The 21893-nt window shown below is 65.9% G+C and carries 2 protein-coding genes (both cut by a window edge); both read left to right on the top strand.

All coding sequences use genetic code 11. The annotated features are described in order from the left end of the window. On the top strand, nt 1-9382 hold part of the coding region annotated (locus ON44_RS29190; RefSeq protein ID WP_083898213.1) for a non-ribosomal peptide synthase/polyketide synthase (this coding region is incomplete at its 5' end). 6000 nt of the annotated region lie to the left of the window's left edge; 9382 of 15382 annotated nt are visible. Continuing rightward, a protein-coding gene (locus ON44_RS29185; RefSeq protein WP_040695739.1) for a non-ribosomal peptide synthetase crosses the window boundary here: on the top strand, nt 9382-21893 show its 5' end (the start). 12781 nt of this gene lie beyond the right edge of the window; only the first 12512 of its 25293 coding nucleotides appear in the window; it begins with the start codon at nt 9382-9384; its stop codon lies beyond the right edge, outside the window. The genes ON44_RS29190 and ON44_RS29185, both read left to right, overlap by 1 nt.

Genomic DNA, 21893 nt, shown 5'->3' with positions numbered 1-21893 from the left:
CGCGTACGTGATCTTCACCTCCGGCTCGACCGGGCGGCCGAAGGGCGTCGCTGTTTCGCACGCGGCGATCGTCAATCGTCTGGTGTGGATGCAGGCCACCTACGCGCTCACCGCCGCAGATGTGGTGCTGCAGAAGACGCCTGCCACCTTCGATGTGTCGGTGTGGGAGTTCTTCTGGCCGTTGCAGGTCGGGGCGCGTTTGGTGATGGCGCGGCCGGATGGCCATCGTGATCCGGCGTATTTGGCGCGGGTTATTCGTCGCGAGCGCGTCAGCGTCGCGCATTTCGTGCCGTCGATGTTGGTGGTGTTCGTCGCGGAACCGGCAGCGGCTGACTGTGATTCGCTGCGGATGGTATTTGCGTCAGGGGAGGCGTTGGCGCCCAAGCCTGCTCATCGGTTGCGTGAGCTGACCGGTGCGGCAGTGCACAATCTGTACGGCCCGACCGAGGCGGCTGTGGATGTCACCAGCCACGAGGCCACCGATGCAGATGTGGATACCGTGCCGATCGGTGGGCCGGTATTCAACACCCAGGTCTATGTGCTCGATGCGCGGTTGCGTCCGGTGCCGGTGGGAGTTGCGGGCGAATTGTATTTGGCCGGTGTGCAATTGGCGCGCGGATATATCGGACGGCCGGATCTGACGAGTGATCGGTTTGTCGCGAATCCGTTCGGCGATGGTGCGCGGATGTATCGGACCGGGGATCTCGTGACCTGGCGTGCGGATGGGGCGCTCGAGTATTCGGGGCGCACCGATTTCCAGGTCAAGCTGCGTGGTCTGCGGATCGAGCTCGGTGATATCGAAACCGCGATCACCGGCTTGGATTCGATTGCGCAGGCGGTGGTTGTGCTGCTGGACGGGCAGCAACTGGTCGCTTATGTCATCGCAGAGCCCGATGTCGATACCGATGCCATGAAATCCGCTCTGAGCAGGCAACTGCCCGCATATATGGTGCCGTCCGCGTTCGTCGTGCTCGATGAATTTCCGCTCAATGCGTCCGGCAAACTGGATCGGAAGGCGCTGCCTGCGCCCGTATTCGAGGCCGCTGTTTTCCGGGCTCCCGTCACGGCGACCCAGGAAATCGTTGCGCGGACCTTTGCCGAGGTGCTGAATGTCGAGCCGGTCGGCCTCGACGATGATTTCTTCGCTCTGGGTGGAAATTCACTGAACGCCACCCAGGTCGTTGCCCGATTGGGGGCGGCGCTGGATATGCGGCTGCCGGTGCGGATGCTGTTCGATGCTGCCACGGTCGGGGAGTTGGCGGCCGCGACGGAGGCGCATCAGGGGCGCGGGTATGTCGCGTTGAGCGCGCGCCCGCGCCCGGCACGGATTCCGCTCTCACCGGCTCAACAGCGCATGTGGTTCCTCAACCGGTTCCTTGCCGACGATTCCGCCGGTCCGGGCGCTGCCGTCGACAACATTCCGGTGGCGCTGCGGCTGACCGGCGATCTGGATGTGGAGGCATTGTCCGCCGCGCTGGCGGATGTGGTCGCCCGGCACGAGACACTGCGGACGGTCTATCCCGACGGAACCGATGGCGCGGAGCAGGTGATCATCGCTGCGGCTGTTCCGTCGTTGCAACCGGAGCTGATCACCGAAGCGGAACTCGAGCCGCACCTGTCCGCATTCGCGGCGATGACATTCGATCTGACCACAGACGTGCCACTGCGGGCACGACTGTTCACCGATGGCCACGAACACGTGCTAGCACTTGTGCTGCACCATATTTCGGCCGATGGCTTCTCGCTCGGACCGCTCGCGCGCGATCTCATGACCGCCTACAGCGCTCGTCGAGATGGCATCGCGCCCGCATGGGCGGCATTGCCCGTGCAGTACGCCGACTACACGATCTGGCAGGCCGAAACACTTGGCGACGACGCGGATCCGGAGTCGCAAGCGCACCGGCAGCTCGCCTTCTGGCGGCGTGCGCTGGCGGGTCTGCCCGAACAACTGGAGCTCCCCACGGACCGGCCGCGCCCCGCCGACTCGTCGTATCGCGGTGACACCCACCGGCTCCGCATCGACTCCGATCTGCACAGTGAACTGCGCGAACTGGCCCGCAAGCGGGAAACAACGTTGTTCAGCACGATGCATGCGGCGCTGGCCGTCTTGTTGTCTCGCTTGTCGGTGAGTGAGGACATCGCAATCGGCACGCCGGTCGCGGGTCGCGGTGATGCCGCGCTGGATGGGCTCGTCGGGATGTTCGTCAACACCCTGGTATTGCGCACCCATATCGACACCAGGGCGCGCTTCGAGACGGTGCTGGATACTGTGCGCGCACAGGATATCGAGGCGCTGTCGCATGCGGACGTGCCGTTCGAGCGGCTCGTCGAGGTCATCGCGCCGACGCGGGCGCAGAATCGGAATCCGCTGTTCCAGGTCGCGCTGACTTTCCAGAACTTCACGCTGCCACCGCTCGAACTCGCCGATCTCGTGGTGCGTCCGGTCGAATTCGACACCACGGCAGCCAAATTCGATCTGCAGTTCACGGTGGTCGAATCCGATGATGCCGATGGCCGTGCCGATGGCATGGAAATCGAGATCACCTATGCGACAGATCTTTTCGATGCGGGCACGATCGCGGTGCTCGGCCGCCGGTTCACCCAGGTGCTGGCCGCCATCGCCGCCGATGCCACGGTCGTGGTCGGGGATATCCAATTGCTCAGCGCCGAGGAACAGCACCGCGCGCTGCACGAATGGTCGACTCCGACAAGGACTTATGTCACCGAGACGGCCACGCTGGCCGACCGGTTCGCGCTGGCCGCCGCGATCGATCCGACATCCGTCGCGGTCCGCGCAGGCACCCGATCGCTGACCTACGCCGAGCTCGACAGTTGGTCGAATCGGCTGGCCCGGCGGTTGATCGCGGCGGGGGTCGGGCCGGAAGCGCTGGTTGCGGTGGCGTTGCCGCGGTCGGTGGAACTGGTCGTCGCATTGGTCGCGGTGATCAAGGCCGGCGGCGGATATCTGCCGATCGATCCGAATTATCCGGCGGATCGGATCGAATACGTACTCGATGACGCCCGTCCGATCTGCGCGATAACCAGCGCCGGAACCGAATTGGCAGCTGGCTGGTTCGGCGGGCCGGTGATCGATATCGCTGCCACGAATCAGTGTTCGACCGCGATCACCCAGGCGGAGCGACGCAGGCCGCTGAATCCGGCGCATACGGCTTACGTCATCTACACCTCCGGATCCACCGGGAACCCGAAGGGCGTGGTCATTCCGCACCGCAATGTGCTGCGCCTGCTGGACAACACCCAGTGTCACTTCGGGTTCGGGCCTTCGGATGTCTGGACCCTGTTCCACTCCTACGCCTTCGACTTCTCGGTCTGGGAGCTCTGGGGTGCGCTGCTGTACGGCGGCACGCTCGTGGTGGTCGACTACTACACCTCGCGTTCACCAGAGCAGTTCTTGGAACTGCTGGCCGCGGAACGGGTGACGGTTCTGAACCAGACGCCGTCGGCCTTCTATCAACTGATTGCCGCGGAGCCTGCCGAACTCGCCCTGCGCTATGTGATTTTCGGTGGCGAGGCATTGGAACCGCAGCGGCTGGTCGGCTGGTTCGCTCGGCATCCGCGGTCGCCTCGACTGGTGAATATGTACGGCATCACCGAGACCACCGTGCATGTGTCCTACCGGCCGATCGAGGCGGGTACCGGCTCGGCGAGTGTGATCGGTGGGGCCATACCCGGATTGGTCGTGCGGGTGCTCGATGCGCGGCTGCGGCCGGTGCCGGTCGGGGTACCCGGCGAGATCTACGTCTCCGGTGCTCAGTTGGCGCGTGGCTATCTCGGACGGCCCGCGCTCACCGCGAGCCGGTTCGTGGCCGATCCGTACGCGGGTGATGGTGCGCTGGCCTATCGGTCCGGTGACCTCGCACGGTGGACGGCCGACGGCGAGTTGGAGTATCTGGGCCGGGCCGACCAGCAGGTGAACCTGCGTGGGTTCCGCATCGAGTTGGGGGAGATCGAGGCGGCGCTACTGGATGTGAGCGCAGCGGTGCGCGAGGTGGCGGTGGTCGTGCGCAGCGATCTGGTGGATGAGCCGCGGATCGTCGCGTATGTGGTCGGCTTCGACGCGGTCGATACGGCGGAGCTGCGACAACAGCTCGCGTGCCGGTTGCCTGAGCACATGGTGCCCGCCGCGATCGTGGTGGTGGATCGAATTCCATTGACCGTCAACGGGAAGCTGGATCGGGCGGCGTTGCCCGCGCCGGAGTTCGAGGCGACGACTTATCGCAAGCCCAGGACGGTCGTCGAGGAGATTGTCGCCGGAGTCTTCGCGGATGTGCTCGGCATGGACGGTCTGATCGGCGCGGATGACGACTTCTTCGCCCTCGGCGGTTCCTCCCTGCTGGCCGCGAAAGCCGTGGCTCGCATCGGGGCCGCGCTCGGGCACACCGTCGGAATCCGCACATTGTTCGAATCGCCGCGGGTCGCCGACCTCGCCGCAGCGGTCAGCGCGAGCGATACGGCTGCGACCAGGCCCGCGCTGGTGGCAGGCGCGCGTCCGGACCGGATTCCGCTCTCCCCGGCACAGCAGCGGATGTGGTTCCTCAACCAGTTCGACCAGCGCTCCGTTGCGTACAACATTCCGGTGGCGCTGCGGCTCACCGGCGCATTGAATATCGCGGCGCTACGAGCCGCGGTCGCGGATCTGATCGGCAGACATGAGTCGCTGCGGACGCGGTATCCGGAAGTGGACGGTGCGGCGACCCAGCTGATCGTGCCGGTCGTGCAGGCGATCCCGTCGCTGTATCCGATTGATATCTCCGAAGCCGAACTGCCGGGCCGAATTCGGGAACTGGCCGCCACCACGTTCGACGTGACCGTCGATATCCCGGTGCGGATGCGGCTGTTCCGGATCGCGGGGCGCGCGGAGTTCGTATTGGCGGCGGTGCTGCATCACATCGCGGCGGACGGATCCTCGCTCGCGCCATTCGTCCGCGATCTGATGCTGGCCTACAGCGCGCGCCTGGATGACAGTGCGCCCGGCTGGACACCGCCCGCCATGCAGTACGCGGATTTCGCACTGTGGCAGCGGAAGCTACTCGGCAGCGAGGATGAGACCGAATCGCTTTCGGCACAGCAGATCGCGTACTGGACCCGGACGCTGGACGGACTGCCGGATCAGCTGGCGCTGCCGACCGATCACCCGCGGCCCGCGCGGCAGAGTTTGCGCGGTGCGAAAGCGGAGTTCGCGATCGACGCACGGTTGCACAGTGCGCTCGTCGCGCTCGGACGACGCAGTGGCGCAACGCTGTTCATGGTTGTACACGCGGCATTCGCCGCACTTCTCGCTCGGCTGTCGGGCAGTTCGGATATCGCGGTCGGTACGCCGATCGCGGGCCGGGGCGATGCGGAACTCGACGATGTCATCGGCATGTTCGTGAACACACTGGTGCTGCGTACTGGGGTCGATGGCGGTGAAAGCTTCGATGCGCTGCTCGAACGGGTCAGGGCGGCCGATATTGCCGCCTTCTCGCATGCGGATGTGCCGTTCGAGCGCCTGGTGGAGGTGTTGAATCCGGAACGATCGACGGCGCGGCATCCGCTGTTCCAGGTCGGGCTTTCGTTCCAGAATCACGAGCGCGGCGAACTGCGTCTGCCCGGGCTCGAAGTGCGGGAGCTCGAATTCGACAGTGGGGTCGCCCAATTCGATCTGCACTTGTTCGCTATCGATCACTACGGTGCGGACGGTGCGCCTGAGGGCATCGATCTCGCGCTCGGGTTCGCGACGGACTTGTTCGAGCCCGCTAGTGCACAGCGGTTCCGTGAGCAGCTGCTGCGCGTGTTCGAATCCATTGTTGCCCACTCGGATACGGCTGTCGGAGAGTTGGACCTGCTCGGTGCGGCAGAGCGTGCGCGGTTGCTCGAGGAGTGGAATAGGACTGCGCATCCGGTGGCCTCGGCGACGTTGGCCGATCTCATCGATGCTCAGGTGGCGCTGACATCTGAGGGGGTCGCGTTGATCGATGCGAGCTCCGAATCGGTGCTCACCTATGCCGAATTCGATGCTGCGGTCAACAGGTTGGCGCGCAAGTTGATTGCCGACGGGGTTGGCCCGGAGCAGACCGTGGTGCTCGCTATGCGGCGCTCGGTCGAATTGGTTGTCGCCATGTACGCGGTGGTGCGAGCCGGTGGTGCGTATGTGCCCATCGATCCGGATCATCCGGTCGACCGCATCGCGTACGTCATCGAGACGGCCGCGCCTGTGTGTGTGCTCACCACGTCACGCGATGGTTTGCCCATCGAAACATCCCTTGCCGCAATGGAAGTGGATCGACTCGAGTTGGCTGACTACGCGGCGACTGCGATTTCGGATGACGAACGGACGCGACCCTTGCGGCCCGAGCACCCGGCATATGTGATCTTCACATCCGGTTCGACCGGAGTGCCCAAGGGCGTCACCGTTTCGCACGCGGCGATCGTCAACCAATTGACCTGGCTGCGTGACCGATTCGCACTCGGGCCACAGGCGAGTGCGCTGCTCAAGACCCCGGCAACCTTCGACCTGTCGGTGTGGGAATTCTGGTCGGTTCTGACGACTGGTGGTCGCCTGGTGGTGACCGAGCCCGGCGCCGAACGCGATCCGGACCGGCTGCTGGCCCTGATCGAACGCCATGTGGTGACGGTGCTGCACGCCGTACCGTCGCTGGTCGGCATGCTGCTCGCGGTATCGGATGCGCCGCTGCCGAATTCACTGCGGCAGGTGCTTGCCATCGGTGAGGCGCTGCCGCCCGCCACCGCGATCGAATTCCGTCGTCGAGCCGGACATTCCGGCGCGCGACTGTTCAACCTGTACGGCCCGACCGAGGCAGCCGTTTCGATCACCGCCTTCGAAGTCGATGCGGACCCGACCCATATCGTGCCGATCGGCGCGCCCGCCTGGAACAGTCGCGTTTACGTGCTCGATGCACGGCTACAGCCGGTCGCGGTGGGTGTGCCCGGTGAGTTGTATTTGGCCGGTGCGCAATTGGCGCGCTGCTATCAACGCAGGCCCGCGCTGACGGCTGGCCGTTTCGTCGCGGATCCCTTCGCCGGCGCCGTCGGCGCGACGATGTACCGGACCGGCGATATCGTCCGCTGGCGTCCGGAGGGCACGCTGGAATACCTGGAGCGTGCCGACTTCCAGGTCAAGATCGGCGGTTTCCGGATCGAGCTCGGCGAGGTGGAGGCCGCGCTGCTGCGGTTGCCCGACGTGCGCGCCGCGGTCGCGGTGGCGCACGCCGGCGCTCGGCTCATCGCCTATGTTGCCGTGCCGGACTCGACGGCTCCTGCCGAATCGGCCGGTGCGTTGCGTGCGGCGGTCGCCAGAGAGCTGCCCACCTACATGGTGCCCACCGCGATCGTTGTGCTGGAGTCGTTGCCGCTCAATGCCAATGGCAAGGTGGATCGGGCCGCACTGCCCGCGCCGGCGCTCACTACGGCTACTTTCCGCGCACCGACCAGTCAACTGGAGCGCTTGGTCGCCGCCACCTTCGTCGAGGTGATCGCGGCCGAGGAAACGGTCGGGCTGGATACCGATTTCTTCGCGCTCGGGGGCAATTCTCTGCTGGCGACCCGGCTGGCGGCGCAGCTGGGCTCGACACTCGGAGTCCGGGTCCCGGTGGCCGCGGTATTCGACGCACCGACCGTCGGGCTGCTCGCCGCGCGACTGGCCGAACTCGGGGAAACCGATACCAGGCCCGCGCTGACCCGACGTTCCGGCACCGCGCCCGCCCCGCTATCGCCGGTACAGCAACGGATGTGGGTGCTCAACCGGCTGGCCCCAGACGCCTCGGCCTATAACATCCCCGCAGCGTTGCGTCTGACCGGCGCATTGGATATCGCCGCCCTCGGCGCGGCAATCCTGGACGTGATCGAACGCCACGAAACCCTGCGCACCCGATATCCGGATGCCGAGCCCGAACCGGTGCAGCAAGTACTGGACGACGCCGAGGTCGATCTGGAACCGATCCTGTTGGCACAGGGTGATATCGACGCGCGTATCGCTGAATTCGTCGCCGCCGGTTTCGATATCACCGCAGCACCACCGGTCCGCGCGGCATTGTTCCGCACCGACGTCGACGAGCACGTCCTCGTGGTGGTGCTGCACCACATCAGCGCCGACGGCTATTCGGTCGCCCCGATGACGCGGGATCTCATGCGTGCCTACCTCAGCCGGATCGCGGGCGATGCGCCCGACTGGGAGCCATTGCCGATCCAGTACGCCGATTACAGCGTGTGGCAACGCGCGTTGCTCGGCTCCGACCGTGATCCGAACGGCCTGCTGTCCCGGCAACTCGACTATTGGACAGCGGAATTGGCGGGCCTGCCCGAAGTACTTCCATTGCCGAGCGATCGACCGCGGCCGGCGCGCAGGGATATGCGCGGTGACACAGTCGGTTTCGAGGTGGACATGGTACTCACCGCGCGGTTGGAGGCGGTTGCCCGTGCGCACGACACCACACTGTTCACCCTGATCCACAGTGCATTCGCGGTCCTGCTGGCCAAACTGTCCGGCACCCCGGATATCGCTATCGGCGCACCGGTCGCGGGGCGTGGCGAACGTGAACTAGACGACCTGATCGGCATGTTCGTCAATACCGTGGTGCTGCGCACCGAGATCGACGCGCGCACCGGTTTCGCGGATCTGCTTCGGCAGGCCAGGAATCGCGATATCGCGGCGCTGTCACATGCCGACGTGCCGTTCGAGCGGGTGGTCGATGCCGTCGGCCGGACCAGGTCCAGTGCCTATACGCCGCTGTTCCAGGTGATGTTCACCTTCCAGAACATGCCGCCCGGCCGCGTCGCGCTGCCCGGACTCGAGGTCGAGGTGCTCGATCTCGCGCTGGCAGAGGCCAAATACGACCTGCAGCTCACCGGCATCGAGTTGTTCGACGCCGCAGGAGATCTGGTCGGGCTGGATATGCGATTCGGCTACGCGACCGACATTTTCGATACCGCGACGGTCCGGCTGTTCGCCGAGCGACTACTTCGGATATTCGAGGTAGTCGCGGATGATCCGGCTATCGCGATTCGCGCCATCGATATTCGCGGCGAACAGTCTCGTGGCGAACGGTCGGACAACCCGGCGGACCTGCCCGCGCTGATCGCCGCTGCCGCCGAAATCGATCCCGGTGCTGTCGCTTTCACTCACGATGCGCACACGGTGACCTTCGGCGAGCTGGCCGCCAAGGTCGCGACGGTCGCCAAGGCCATGGGGACGACCGCGAAACCCGAAGCGCTCATCAATGTCGCCCTCGCCGGGCTGGTGCCCGGCCTCTTGGCCGCCCTCGGCGGCAGTGGTCTCGCGGCAGTCCTACGGTCCCTGCGCACCGAGGCGCGGGCTGTGCTCTCCAACTCGGATTCGGAAGTCGATTCGGAAGGAATTTACTGATGTCCCAGGCAGAATCGGTCGCATCCAGCAAACTCGGCAATCGTATTGCCACATACGATCATTCGGCACTGCGCCGGGCGTACGGACTCGACGATCTACCCATCCTGATCGATAAGGTCGCCGAATTGGATCCGGAGCGGGTCGCGCTGCGGTACGACGGGACCACCATCACCTACGGTGTGCTGGCCACCGAGATCATGGTGCTGGACGAGGCGATGGGCGGCGGTCTCGGTGCCGACGCACTGGTATCGGTCGTGGTCTCCAGCCAACTGCCCGCCCTGCTCGAGTCCGGGGACGGCGCACTCGGCGCCGTGCTGGAGCGACTGCTCGATGACGCCCTGACGGCGGCGGCCCATGTGCTGCCGTCGATATTCGCACCGATCGAAACCCTGGTCAGCGAATTCGAGGCACAGGTGCGCCGGACACCGGACGCGGTAGCCCTGGAGTACGCGGGTGCGACGCTTGCCCACCCGTCACCCGCCTCATCGAGTCGCTACGCGACGCTTACATATGCGGAGTTCGACGGCCGGGTGAACGCCCTCGCGCGGCGATTGATCGACCTGGGTGTCGGCCCGGACAGCCTGGTGGGGCTTGCCGTTCGACGCTCGTTCGACCTGCTGATCGGCATGTACGCGATCCTGAAGGCGGGCGGTGCGTATGTGCCGATCGATCCGGAGCATCCGGCCGAACGCGTCGGCTACGTGCTCGAGGTCGCCGCACCGGTCCTGGTACTCACCACGACCGACGACCAGCCCGAGCTCGGACCGGATATCCGGGTACTGCGGATCGACGAATTCGACACTGCCGAGGCAGGGGCGTCGATCGATGAGTGCCCGCGTCCGTCGGCGGACAATACGGCCTACGTCATCTTTACCTCCGGATCGACCGGACGCCCGAAAGGTGTTGCGGTATCGCACCGTTCGATCTTGGCCAACCTGCGGTGGCGACAGCGGCTGTATCGGCTACGCGGCGATGATGTGGTGCTGCAGAAGACACCGTTCACCTTCGATGTCTCGGTATGGGAGTTCTTCTGGCCGTTGCAGGTCGGTGCGCGACTGGTGATCGCGGCGCCGGATGGTCATCGCGATCCGGCGTATCTGGCGCGTACGATCGCCGAACGCGCTGTCACGGTCGCGCATTTCGTGCCTTCCATGCTCGCTGTCTTCGCGGCCGAACCGCAGATCGAAAGTGCGGCACGGACCCTGCGCCGGGTATTCGCCTCTGGCGAGGCGCTACCGGCCGCCACCGCGGCCGCCTTCCGCGATATCAGCGGCGCGACACTGTACAACCTGTACGGCCCCACCGAGGCCGCCGTCGATGTCACCGCGCACGAGGTCACCGCCGCCGATAGCACGACCGTTCCCATCGGCGCGCCCGCCGATGACACCGAATTGCTGGTGCTGGACGACAATCTGCGGCCGGTGGCCAGTGGCATCATCGGTGAGCTCTATCTCGCCGGCGTGCAGCTGGCTCGCGGCTATGTGGCCCGTCCTGGACTGACGGCTGACCGCTTCGTGGCCAATCCGGAAGGCGCGCCGGGCGACCGGATGTACCGCACCGGCGACCTGGTCCGCTGGCGCACCGATGGCGGCGGCGGCCCGGACGAACTGGAATATCTGGGCCGCATCGACTTCCAGGTCAAACTGCGCGGGCTGCGCATCGAACTCGGCGAGGTGGAGGCGGCGCTGCTGCGCAATGAGCAGGTCGCGCAGGCCGCCGTACTGCTGCATCGGCATGCGGGCGGCGATCATCTGGTCGCATATGTGGTGGCCCACCATGGCGCCACCATTGATTCGGCCACCGTGCTGGAATCCACACATCGGGACCTACCGGATTACATGGTGCCGTCGCTGGTGGTTGTTCTCGACGAAATGCCGGTCAATGCCAATGGCAAGCTCGATCGGCGAGCACTGCCGGAACCGGTATTCGGATCGGCCGCATACCGGGAACCATCGACCGAGGCAGAGGTGGCCGTCGCCGAGATCTTCGGCCAACTGCTGGCGACGGATCGGGTCGGCGCGGACGACGACTTCTTCGCGCTGGGCGGCAACTCGCTCATTGCCACCCGCGCCATTGCCCGAATCGGGGCCGCGCTCGGCATTACTGTCGATGTCCGCGATTTTTTCGACCGCCCGACGGTAGCGGCGCTGGCCGGGCTGGCACGGACCGGAGCCGCGCGACCTGCGCTCACGGCAGCCGCACGACCGCAGCGTATTCCACTGTCCCCGGCGCAGCGGCGCATGTGGTTTCTCAACCGGTTCGGCACGCACACCGAATCCGCCTACGTCTTCGATACGGCAGCGGTGGACAATATTCCGGTCGCACTGCGGCTACGCGGTCCACTCGAGGTCACCGCCCTGTCCGCGGCGATCACCGATCTCGTTGCCAGGCACGAGATACTGCGCACCGTCTACCCGCAGACGGCCGATGGTCCGGTCCAGGTGGTGCGGCCGGTGCACGCCGTATTCGACCTGTCGCCGAGCGATATTCCCGAGGCCGAACTCGCCGCCGCCGTATTGGCCGGTGCGGTACAGGGATTCGATGTCACCGAGGAGATCCCGGTCCGGGTGCGGTTGCTGCGCAGCGGACCCGAGGACCACACATTGGTCCTGGTGGTGCATCACATTGCCGTCGACGGTGTCTCGATGGGACCGCTGATGCGCGATCTCGTCACCGCCTATGCGGCACGTCGCGCCGGACGCCGACCGGACTGGGTGCCGTTGCCCGTGCAGTACGCGGACTACGCGCTGTGGCAGCAGCAGGTGCTCGGGAGCGAGGAAGATCCGGAATCGGTGGCCGCGCATCAGCTCGGGTTCTGGGCAGCCGAATTGGCCGATCTGCCCGCACAGCTGGATCTGCCAGCCGATCGGCCTCGCCCCGCGGTCGCGTCCTACCGCGGGGCGACCCATGAGTTCGCCATCGACGCGGAACTACGCCATGCGATCGACCGGATTGCCGCCCGCAGTCGGGCCACGCCCTTCATGGTGGTCCATGCGGCGCTCGCCGTCCTGCTCGCGCGCCTGTCCGGTACCGCCGATATCGCCATCGGCACACCGGTCGCGGGACGCGGCGAACGCGCCCTGGACGACCTCGTCGGCATGTTCGTCAATACCCTCGTGCTGCGTACCGAGGTCCGAGGTGAGCTGAGCTTCGCCGACCTCGTCGCCCATGCGCGCGAGCGCGATCTGAATGCATTCGCGCACAGCGATATACCCTTCGAACGTCTGGTCGAGGTGGTGAATCCAGCGCGGTCGCAGGGCAGGCATCCGCTGTTCCAGGTCGCGCTGTTCATGCAGAACATCGGGCCGATCGCATTGACGATGCCCGGCTTGGCCGCGGAGCTGGTCGATTTCGATCCCGGCTTCGCGAAATTCGATCTGCAGCTGACCCTTTCCGATACCGAGGCGGGCTACCGCGCCGAATTCACCTATGCCACCGACCTGTTCGATGCCGCGACCGTGCGCGAGTTCGGCATCAAATTTCTCCGGCTGCTGCGCGCGGCGGTTGCCGATCCGGATATCGCGGTCGGCGATATCGAACTCCTGGATGCGGGTGAACTCGATTACGTCACCGCCAGCTGGAATGCCAGCGGGCACAAGGTCGCCGATCGCTATCTGCACGAAGGTTTCGACAGCCAGGTTCGTCGCACACCGAATGCCGTTGCCCTGGTGTCCGATACCGCCGAACTCACCTACACCGAACTGTCCGAGCGGGCCAATCGCCTTGCGCGCCTGCTGATCAGCACGGGCGTCGGCCCGGAATCACTGGTCGTGCTCGCAATGCCGCGCTCGATCGAGCTGGTTGTCGCGATGTACGCCGTACTGCGCGCCGGCGGCGCGTATGTGCCGGTGGATCCAGGGCATCCGGCCGAACGCATCTGGCACATCCTCGATACCGCCCGGCCGCATTCGGTACTCACCACGCGCGGTACCGGCTTCGCCCTCCCCGCGACCGTGCCGCCGAGTGTGCACCTGCACCATATCGACGAAGTGGACCTGTCGGATTACTCCGCGGCGAGGATCGCCGATAGCGAGCGCCGTGCGGTGCTGCGGCCCGAGCACCCCGCCTACGTGATCTTCACCTCCGGCTCGACGGGCCGACCGAAGGGCGTATCGGTCGAGCACCGCGCCATCGCCAACCAACTCGCCTGGATGCACGCCGAATATCGGCCGCGCGCCGGCGATGTCTATCTGCAGAAGACCGCGACCACCTTCGACGTTTCGCTGTGGGGATACTTCCTGCCGCTGCGCGCGGGCGCGACCCTGCTCCTCGCCTCGCCCGACGGCCACCGCGATCCGCGCTACCTCGCGGAAACCATTGCCCGCCACGGCGTCACACTGACCGATTTCGTGCCATCGATGCTCGCGGTTTTCATCGCCCATGCCGAGGCGAACGAACTCGATTCGCTGCGCGATGTTTTCGTCATCGGGGAGGCATTGCCGCCGGAGACCGTCGCGGCCTTCCACGCGGTGAGCGATGCCGCGCTGCACAACCTGTACGGCCCGACCGAGGCGGCCGTATCCATTACCTATCGCGAGGTCACGGTCGACGACGAGCAGGTGCCGATCGGCGAGCCGCAGTGGAATTCCCAGGTGTACGTGCTGGATGCGCGACTGCATCCGGTACCGATCGGGGTACCCGGCGAATTGTATTTGGCCGGTGACCAGCTGGCCCGCGGCTATCACGGCCGGGTCGATCTGACCGCGGATCGCTTCGTGGCCAACCCTTTCGGCCGGGCGGGTGCGCGAATGTATCGCACCGGGGATCTGGTGCGCTGGAGCGCCGATGGGGAACTCGGCTACCTCGGCCGAATGGACTTCCAGGTGAAGTTCCGTGGTCAGCGCATCGAGCTCGCCGAGATCGAGACGGCATTACTCGCGGTGCCGGAGGTGAGTCAGGCCGCGGTACGGCTGATCGATGGCGACTATCTAGCGGGATACGTGATTCGCACGCCGGGCAGCGTTTTGGATCTTGATGCTGTCAAGGCCGGGCTGGCCCGTCGTCTTCCTGGATACATGGTGCCGACCGCGCTGGTCGAGCTGTCCGAATTCCCGCTCAACACCAGCGGCAAGCTGGACCGCAATGCGCTGCCGGTGCCGGTGCTGCGGCAACAGAACTTCCGAGGGCCGACCAATGCGGCACAACGGCTGGTCGCCGCGGTATTCGCCGAGGTACTGCGGGTGGAACGAGTCGGCCTCGATGACGATTTCTTCGCGCTCGGCGGCAGTTCGCTGGATGCCACCCAGGTCACCGCACGGGCGGGGGAGGCCACCGGCACGCGCATCCCGGTGCGCGCCCTTTTCGACGCCTCGACGGTCGAGGGATTCGCGGCCGCCGTCGACGAGCTCAGCAGAGCGGGTGCGTCCGCGCGTCCGCTGGTACGCCGCGAGCGTCCGGCCCGCATTCCGCTTTCGCCCGCCCAGCAGCGGCTGTGGTTTCTCAACCGGATCGAAACCCAGGACGGCGCCGCCAGCGTTTACAACCTCCCGGTCGTGCTCCGGCTCACCGGCAGGCTCGATGTCACCGCGCTGGAGCGTGCGGTGCTCGATGTGCTGTCCAGGCACGAATCCCTGCGCACCATCTACCCGGACAGCGAATCCGGCCCGTACCAGTCGATTCTGACACCGGCCGACATCGGCGTGACCCTCAATCCAGTACCTGTCGAACGTGCCGATCTGACCGCCGCCATTACCGCGATCACGACCGCCGGATTCGATGTGACCAGCGAATTGCCCTCGCGCGTCGCGCTATTGATCGTCGATCGGGTGGACGACCGGCGCGGCATTGCTGGTGACGAATACGTGCTGGTCTTCGCCGTTCACCACATCGCGGCCGACGCACTTTCGATGACACCGCTGATCACCGATCTGGTGCACGCCTACCTGGCCAGGTTAGGTACTGCATCGCGCGGCGATTCGATGGGCGGGCCCAGCCGGATGCTGGATTGGCGTGAGCTGCCGGTGCAGTACGCGGATTACAGCCTCTGGCATCGTGAACTGCTGGGCGCCGAGGACCGGCCGGGTGATCTGGCATACCAGCAGTTGCGATTCTGGCGCGCCGTTCTCGATGGCATGCCGTCCCAACTCGCGCTGCCGACCGACCGGCCCCGCCCCGCGCTGCCATCGAATCGTGGTGCCGCAGTAGATTTCGAGATAGATCCCGAGTTGGCCGCCGCCCTGCGCGTACTCGCACATCGCAGCGGCGCAACGCTGTTCATGGTGGTGCACGCGGCCTTCGCGGCGACGATCGCGAGATCGAGCGGCACCGATGACGTGGTGATCGGCTCGCCCGTCGGCGGTCGCGGTGAGCGTCAACTCGACGCGCTCATAGGCATGTTCGTGAATACCGTGGTACTGCGGACTCCGGTCGATGCGGCAGCTACCTTCACCGAACTCCTCGCGGACGTGCGCGGTTGCGACCTTGCTGCCTTCGCGAATGCCGATCTGCCGTTCGAGCGGCTGGTCGATGCCATGGCCGTGGACCGGAGCACCGGCGCGCACCCGCTGTTCCAGGTGCTGTTCAGCTTCGGTGCGGCACCGCGCATTGTCGCGGGCAGTCGGGCGCTGGCAGTCCCGTGGCTCACTGTGGAACCGCTCGAATCGCCCGATCCCACCGCGAAATTCGATCTGCACCTGGTGGTGAACGAACGCGCCGGTGATCACGGGCTCACCGGCAGCCTGCGCTATGCCACCGATCTGTTCGATGCGGCGACCATCGCCGCGCTCGTCACCCGCTTTCGGCGCGTGCTCGCCACTGTGGCGGATGCGCCGAACACCCGGATCGGCGAGATCGAGCTGTTGGCTGCCGACGAGCGGTCTCAGCTGGACCGCTGCAATGACACCACGCACGCCCTCGACGAAACCGAGACGCTCGCATCGTTATTCGCCGCGCAAGTGGCGCGGACCCCGCGAGCGCCCGCGCTCACCTTCGAAGGCACAACGCTGTCCTATGCCGAATTCGCCGAACAGGTGAACCGGCTGGCGCGCTGGCTCATAGAGCAGGGCGTTGGTCCGGATTCGCTTGTCGCACTGGGTATGCGGCGCTCGATCGATCTCGTGGTGGGCATGTATGCCATCACCGCGGCGGGCGGCGGCTATGTACCGCTGGATCCGGATCATCCGGCCGAACGCACCGGCTACATCCTCGATACCGCCGCTCCGGTCTGCGTGCTGACCTCGGGCATGGGTCTGGGTGTCGCTGCCGCGCAGGTCCGTATCGATCGACTCGACCTTTCCAGGTATTCGGCCGCGCCGGTTACCGATGCGGATCGGCGCGCGCCGCTGCGGGCCGCCAATACCGCCTACGTCATCTTCACATCGGGCTCCACAGGTCGGCCCAAGGGTGTTGCGATGAGCCACCGTGGCATCGTGAACCGGCTGCTGTGGATGCAGTCGGCGCATGTCCCGCTCGATGGCACCGATGCGCTGCTGCAGAAGACGCCGGTGACCTTCGACGTTTCGGTGCCGGAGTTCTTCTGGCCGCTGCAGGTCGGTGCCCGGCTGGTTTTGGCACGTCCGGATGGTCATCAGGATCCGGTGTATCTGGCGGATCTGATTCGGCGCGAATCGATTACGGTCGCGCACTTTGTACCGTCCATGCTTGCTGTCTTCGTCGCGGACGATATCGATGTGCCCACACTGCGGCACGTGTTCTGCTCAGGCGAGGCGCTACCTGTCACAATCGCGCAGCGGGCACGGGCGGTTACCGGCGCGCGGGTGCACAACATGTACGGGCCCACCGAAGCGGCGGTCGAGGTCAGTGCATACGAGGTGACCGATGTCGATAGCGGTCGGCTGCCGATGGGCGGGCCGATCTGGAATACCCGTGCGTATGTGCTCGATGCGCGGCTGCGGCAGGTGCCTGTCGGTGTGCCAGGTGAGCTGTATCTGGCCGGAACACAGTTGGCCCGCGGCTATCTCGGCCGGGCCGATCTGACCGGGGAGCGGTTCGTCGCCGATCCATTCGGTCCGGTCGGCACCCGGATGTATCGCACCGGCGATCTGGTCGTCTGGCGAGCGGCCGATCAGCGGGCTGTGCTGGAATTCCTCGGCCGCACCGACTTCCAGGTGAAGGTCCGCGGCCTGCGGATCGAACTCGGTGAGATCGAGTCGGCGTTGCTGTCGGTTGCCGGGATCGCGCAGGCCATCGTCCTGGTTCGCGACGACCACGGCGACCAACTGGTCGCCTACCTGGTGGCCGACGGTGAACTCGATACCGACCGTGTTCGAGCCGAACTCGCTCGGCGGTTACCCGCATATATGGTTCCGTCGGCCTTTGTGGTCCTCGACGGCTTTCCCGTCACGGCCTCCGGCAAGCTGGACCGAAAGGCATTGCCCGCGCCAGCTTTTGCGGCTGTCGAATTCCGCGCGCCGAGCGATCTCGCGGAAACCGTTGTCGCCGAAACGTTCACCGCGTTGCTCGGTGTCGACCTGGTCGGTGCGGATGACGATTTCTTCGCCCTTGGCGGCAATTCGCTCATCGCCACGCAACTCGCGGCCCGGCTGTCCAAAGCGACCGGCGCGGATGTACCCGTGCGCACCATCTTCGACGCATCGACAGTGCGCGAGCTGGCGCGTCGAATCACCCTCGAACAGGACGCGGCACCTCCGGCCTTGCCGCCGTTGACGGTTCAGGATCGCAATGAGCCGATTCCGCTATCGATCGCCCAGCAGCGCATGTGGTTTCTGAACCGATTCGACTCCGCGAGTGGCGGATACAACATCCCGTTCGCGCTGCGCCTCACGGGTGTGCTGAATGTGCCTGCATTGGAACGTGCGATTGCCGACGTCATCGCCAAGCACGAGACACTGCGCACCATCTATCCCGAACACGATGGCGCCGCGACGCAGGTGGTGCTGCCCGCCGGGACCAAGTTGGTGGAACTCGTCGCTCGTGCGGCGACGCCAGCCGAGTTACCCGAACTCATCGCCACTGCCGCCCAGACCGGATTCGACGTCACGACCGAAGTTCCGCTGCGCGTCCGGCTACTGCGAATCGACGACGGCGAATCCGGCAGCAGGTCCCGCCAACAGGTGTACGTACTGCTGTTCGTCGTGCACCACATCGCCGCCGACGGCTGGTCTTTTGCACCGCTGACCAGGGATCTGGCTACCGCGTATGTGGCCCGCTGCGCGGACGTCGCACCGTCGTGGAGTCCGCTCACCCTGCAGTACGCGGACTTCGCGATCTGGCAGCGCGTTGCGCTGGGCCGGGCCGATGACAGGGGTTCGCTGCTGGCCCATCAACTGCGGTACTGGACCGGTCGGCTCGCGGGCGTTCCCGAGGTATTGCCGCTGCCCACGGACCGGCCGCGCCCTGCGGTCGCCTCGAACCGAGGCGGTGCCATTACCGGTCGGCTCGACCGGGTATTGCACCAGGGCATCCAGGATGTGGCGGCCGCCCATCGGGTCACCCCGTTCATGGTGCTGCACGCCGCGCTCGCGGTACTACTGAGCCGTCTGAGCGCCACCGACGACATCGTCATCGGCACGCCGGTCGCGGGACGCGGTGACGAAGCCCTGGATGAGCTCGTCGGCATGTTCGTCAATACGTTGGTACTGCGTACCGAAGTGCGCGCCGATACCACGCTCGGTGAGCTCTTGGCCACCGTCCGCACCGCCGATCTGGCGGCCTTCGATCACGCCGCTGTGCCCTTCGAGCAGCTCGTCGATGTGGTGAATCCCGTTCGCTCGCAGGCACATGCGCCGCTGTATCAGGTGGCGATGACATTGCAGAACCAGTCCAAGCCGGACTTCCAACTGCACCGTTTGAATATTGCCGCGCTCGATATCGGGCCCGCACCGATCCAACTGGATCTGGACTGGACGCTGACCGACCGCTACGACACCGACGGCGCGGCCGACGGCATCGATGTGCATCTGCACTACGCACTGGATCTTTTCGACAAGGCAACCGTTGACGGGTTCCTGGCAGGTTTCGAGCGGGTAGTACGCGCCATGGTGCGTGACGTGCGAACCCTCGTCGGCAATGTCGAGTTGATGTCGGTGGCCGAACGCGGACTGCTGCTTTCGGATCGCAATGCCACCGCGCGGTCACTGCCTTCCGAGACCCTCGACGATCTGCTGACAGCCCGCGTGACCGCGACACCCGATGCCGTGGCGGTGATCTTCGAGGACACCTCGGTGACCTACGCGGAACTCGAAACCAAGGTGAATCGCCTGGCGCATTGGCTCATTTCGGCAGGTGTCTGTCCGGAGACGATCGTCGGACTCGCCGCGCTGCGATCTGTCGACATGCTCGTGGCCATATTCGCGATCGTGCGCGCGGGCGGTGCTTATCTGCCATTGGATCCGACCCATCCGGCCGACCGGATCGCGCAGGTGATCGACAGTGCCGCACCGGCCCTGGTGTTGGCCGTCGGCGGCGCGAAACTGCCTGACCTCGATGACGTCCGTGTTGTCGATCTCGCCGACCTGAGCGGTTTCGACGCCGCGCTGAGCGCCAGAGCACCACTACACCGCGACAATACGGCGTACGTGCTGTTCACGTCCGGCTCGACCGGACGACCGAAGGGCGTCGCGGTCACCCACCGCGCCATCATGAACCAGCTGCGCTGGCTCGAATTCCGCTACGGCGTCACCGCCGCCGACCGCATTCTGCAACGTGCCCCGCTCACCTTCGATGTCTCGGTGTGGGAGTGTTTCCTGCCGATCGCGGTCGGTGCACCACTGGTGATCGCCCGTCCGAGCGGCCACCTCGACCTGGCGTATTTCGCCGGACTGCTGCGCGAACACGGCATCACCATCGCCGAATACGTGCCATCGGTACTCGCGGCGCTCATCGGTGAAGGCATGGGTGATGCGCTGCGCTCCTTTCGCCATCTGCACTGCGGCGGTGAGGCGCTCACCCCGGACCTGCTCGCCGCAATTCGCGAACACGCCGACGGTGCGGTGCACAACGCTTACGGCCCGACCGAGGCGGCGATCTCGGCGATCTATCACGAATTCACCGACGCCGATTCCGGCCGCGATGTCGCCATCGGCCGTCCGTGCTGGAACACCCGCGCCTATGTGCTGGACGCACGGTTGCGGCCGGTCCCGGTCGGTGTCACGGGCGAGCTGTATCTCGCAGGCCACCAACTGGCCCGCGGCTACCACGGCCGCGCCGGACTGACCGCCGAGCGTTTCGTGGCCGATCCGTTCGGTGTGCCCGGGAAGCTGATGTACCGCACCGGCGATCTGGTGCGCTGGAATCGCGGCGGCGATCTGATCTATCTGGGCCGCAATGATTTCCAGATCAAGTTGCGCGGTCAACGGATCGAACTCGGGGAGATCGAGTCGGCGCTGGCCGGGGTGGCCGGCGTGACGAATGCGGCCGTGATATCGACGCGCGACACCTCCGGCTACGACTGCCTGGTCGGCTATATCAGTGGGGCGGAGCTGTCCTCGGACGCGGTACTCGCGCAGGTGCGTGCGCAGCTGCCCGCATACATGGTGCCCGCGCATTTGGTTGTGCTCGACGAGATGCCGCTGACCACGGTCGGCAAGCTCGATCGCGCGGCGCTTCCCGCAGTCGAAGTCGCTGGTACCGCAATGGAATTCCGCGCACCGCAGGAAGGCACCGAATCGGTACTGGCCGCGCTGATGGCCGACCTGATCGGTGGTGTGCGGATCGGCGCGGATGACGACTTCTTCGCGCGCGGTGGCAATTCACTATTGGCCATGCGTCTCGTGGCACGAGCGAACGCGGCCTTCGGCAGCGCGTTGACCGTGCGCGAGATCTTCGGCGCACCGACCGTGGCCGAATTGGCTCTGCGGGTGACGCACGCCGATGTCGTGCGGCCTGCGCTGGTGGCGCGGGATCGTCCGGAGCGTATTCCGTTGTCGCTGGCCCAAACTCGGATGTGGCTGTTGAACCGGCTCGATCCCGAATCGGCCGTCTACAACATTCCGATCACCATCCGCCTGACCGGTGCATTGGACGAATCCGCCTTGCGTGCCGCGCTGGGCGATGTTGTCGCCCGGCACGAGTCGCTGCGCACCGTGTTCCCCGCGGACAGCATCGGTCCCGCGCAGGTGGTGACCGGATCGACCGAATTGGAGCTGCGGCCGGTCGATATCACCGAAGCCGACCTCGCCGCGGCGGTTGTCGGCTTCGCGGGCGTCGGGTTCGATCTGCGTACCCGGATGCCAGTGCGTGCCACGCTGTTCCGGGTCGCGTCCGACGATCATGTGCTCGTCGTGGTGGTGCACCACATCGCCGCCGACGGTGTCTCGACCGCCCCGCTGGCGCGGGATCTGATGGTGGCATACAGCGCTCGCACCGAAGGTTCGGCACCGCAGTGGCAGCCGCTGCCGGTCCAATACGCGGACTTCACACTGTGGCAGCACGAACTGCTCGGCTCGGCCGACGATCCGGACTCCGTACTGGCGCGCCAGATCGCGTATTGGCGCACCGAACTCGACGGACTCGCCCCGGTGCTCGAATTGCCCGCCGATCGGCCGCGTCCCGCCCTGGCCTCCGGTCGCGGTGCCGCGGTCGAGTTCGCCAT

Source organism: Nocardia vinacea NBRC 16497 (genome assembly GCF_000308835.1).
Lineage (GTDB): Bacteria > Actinomycetota > Actinomycetes > Mycobacteriales > Mycobacteriaceae > Nocardia > Nocardia vinacea.
This window is presented reverse-complemented; position numbering and strand designations above follow the sequence as displayed.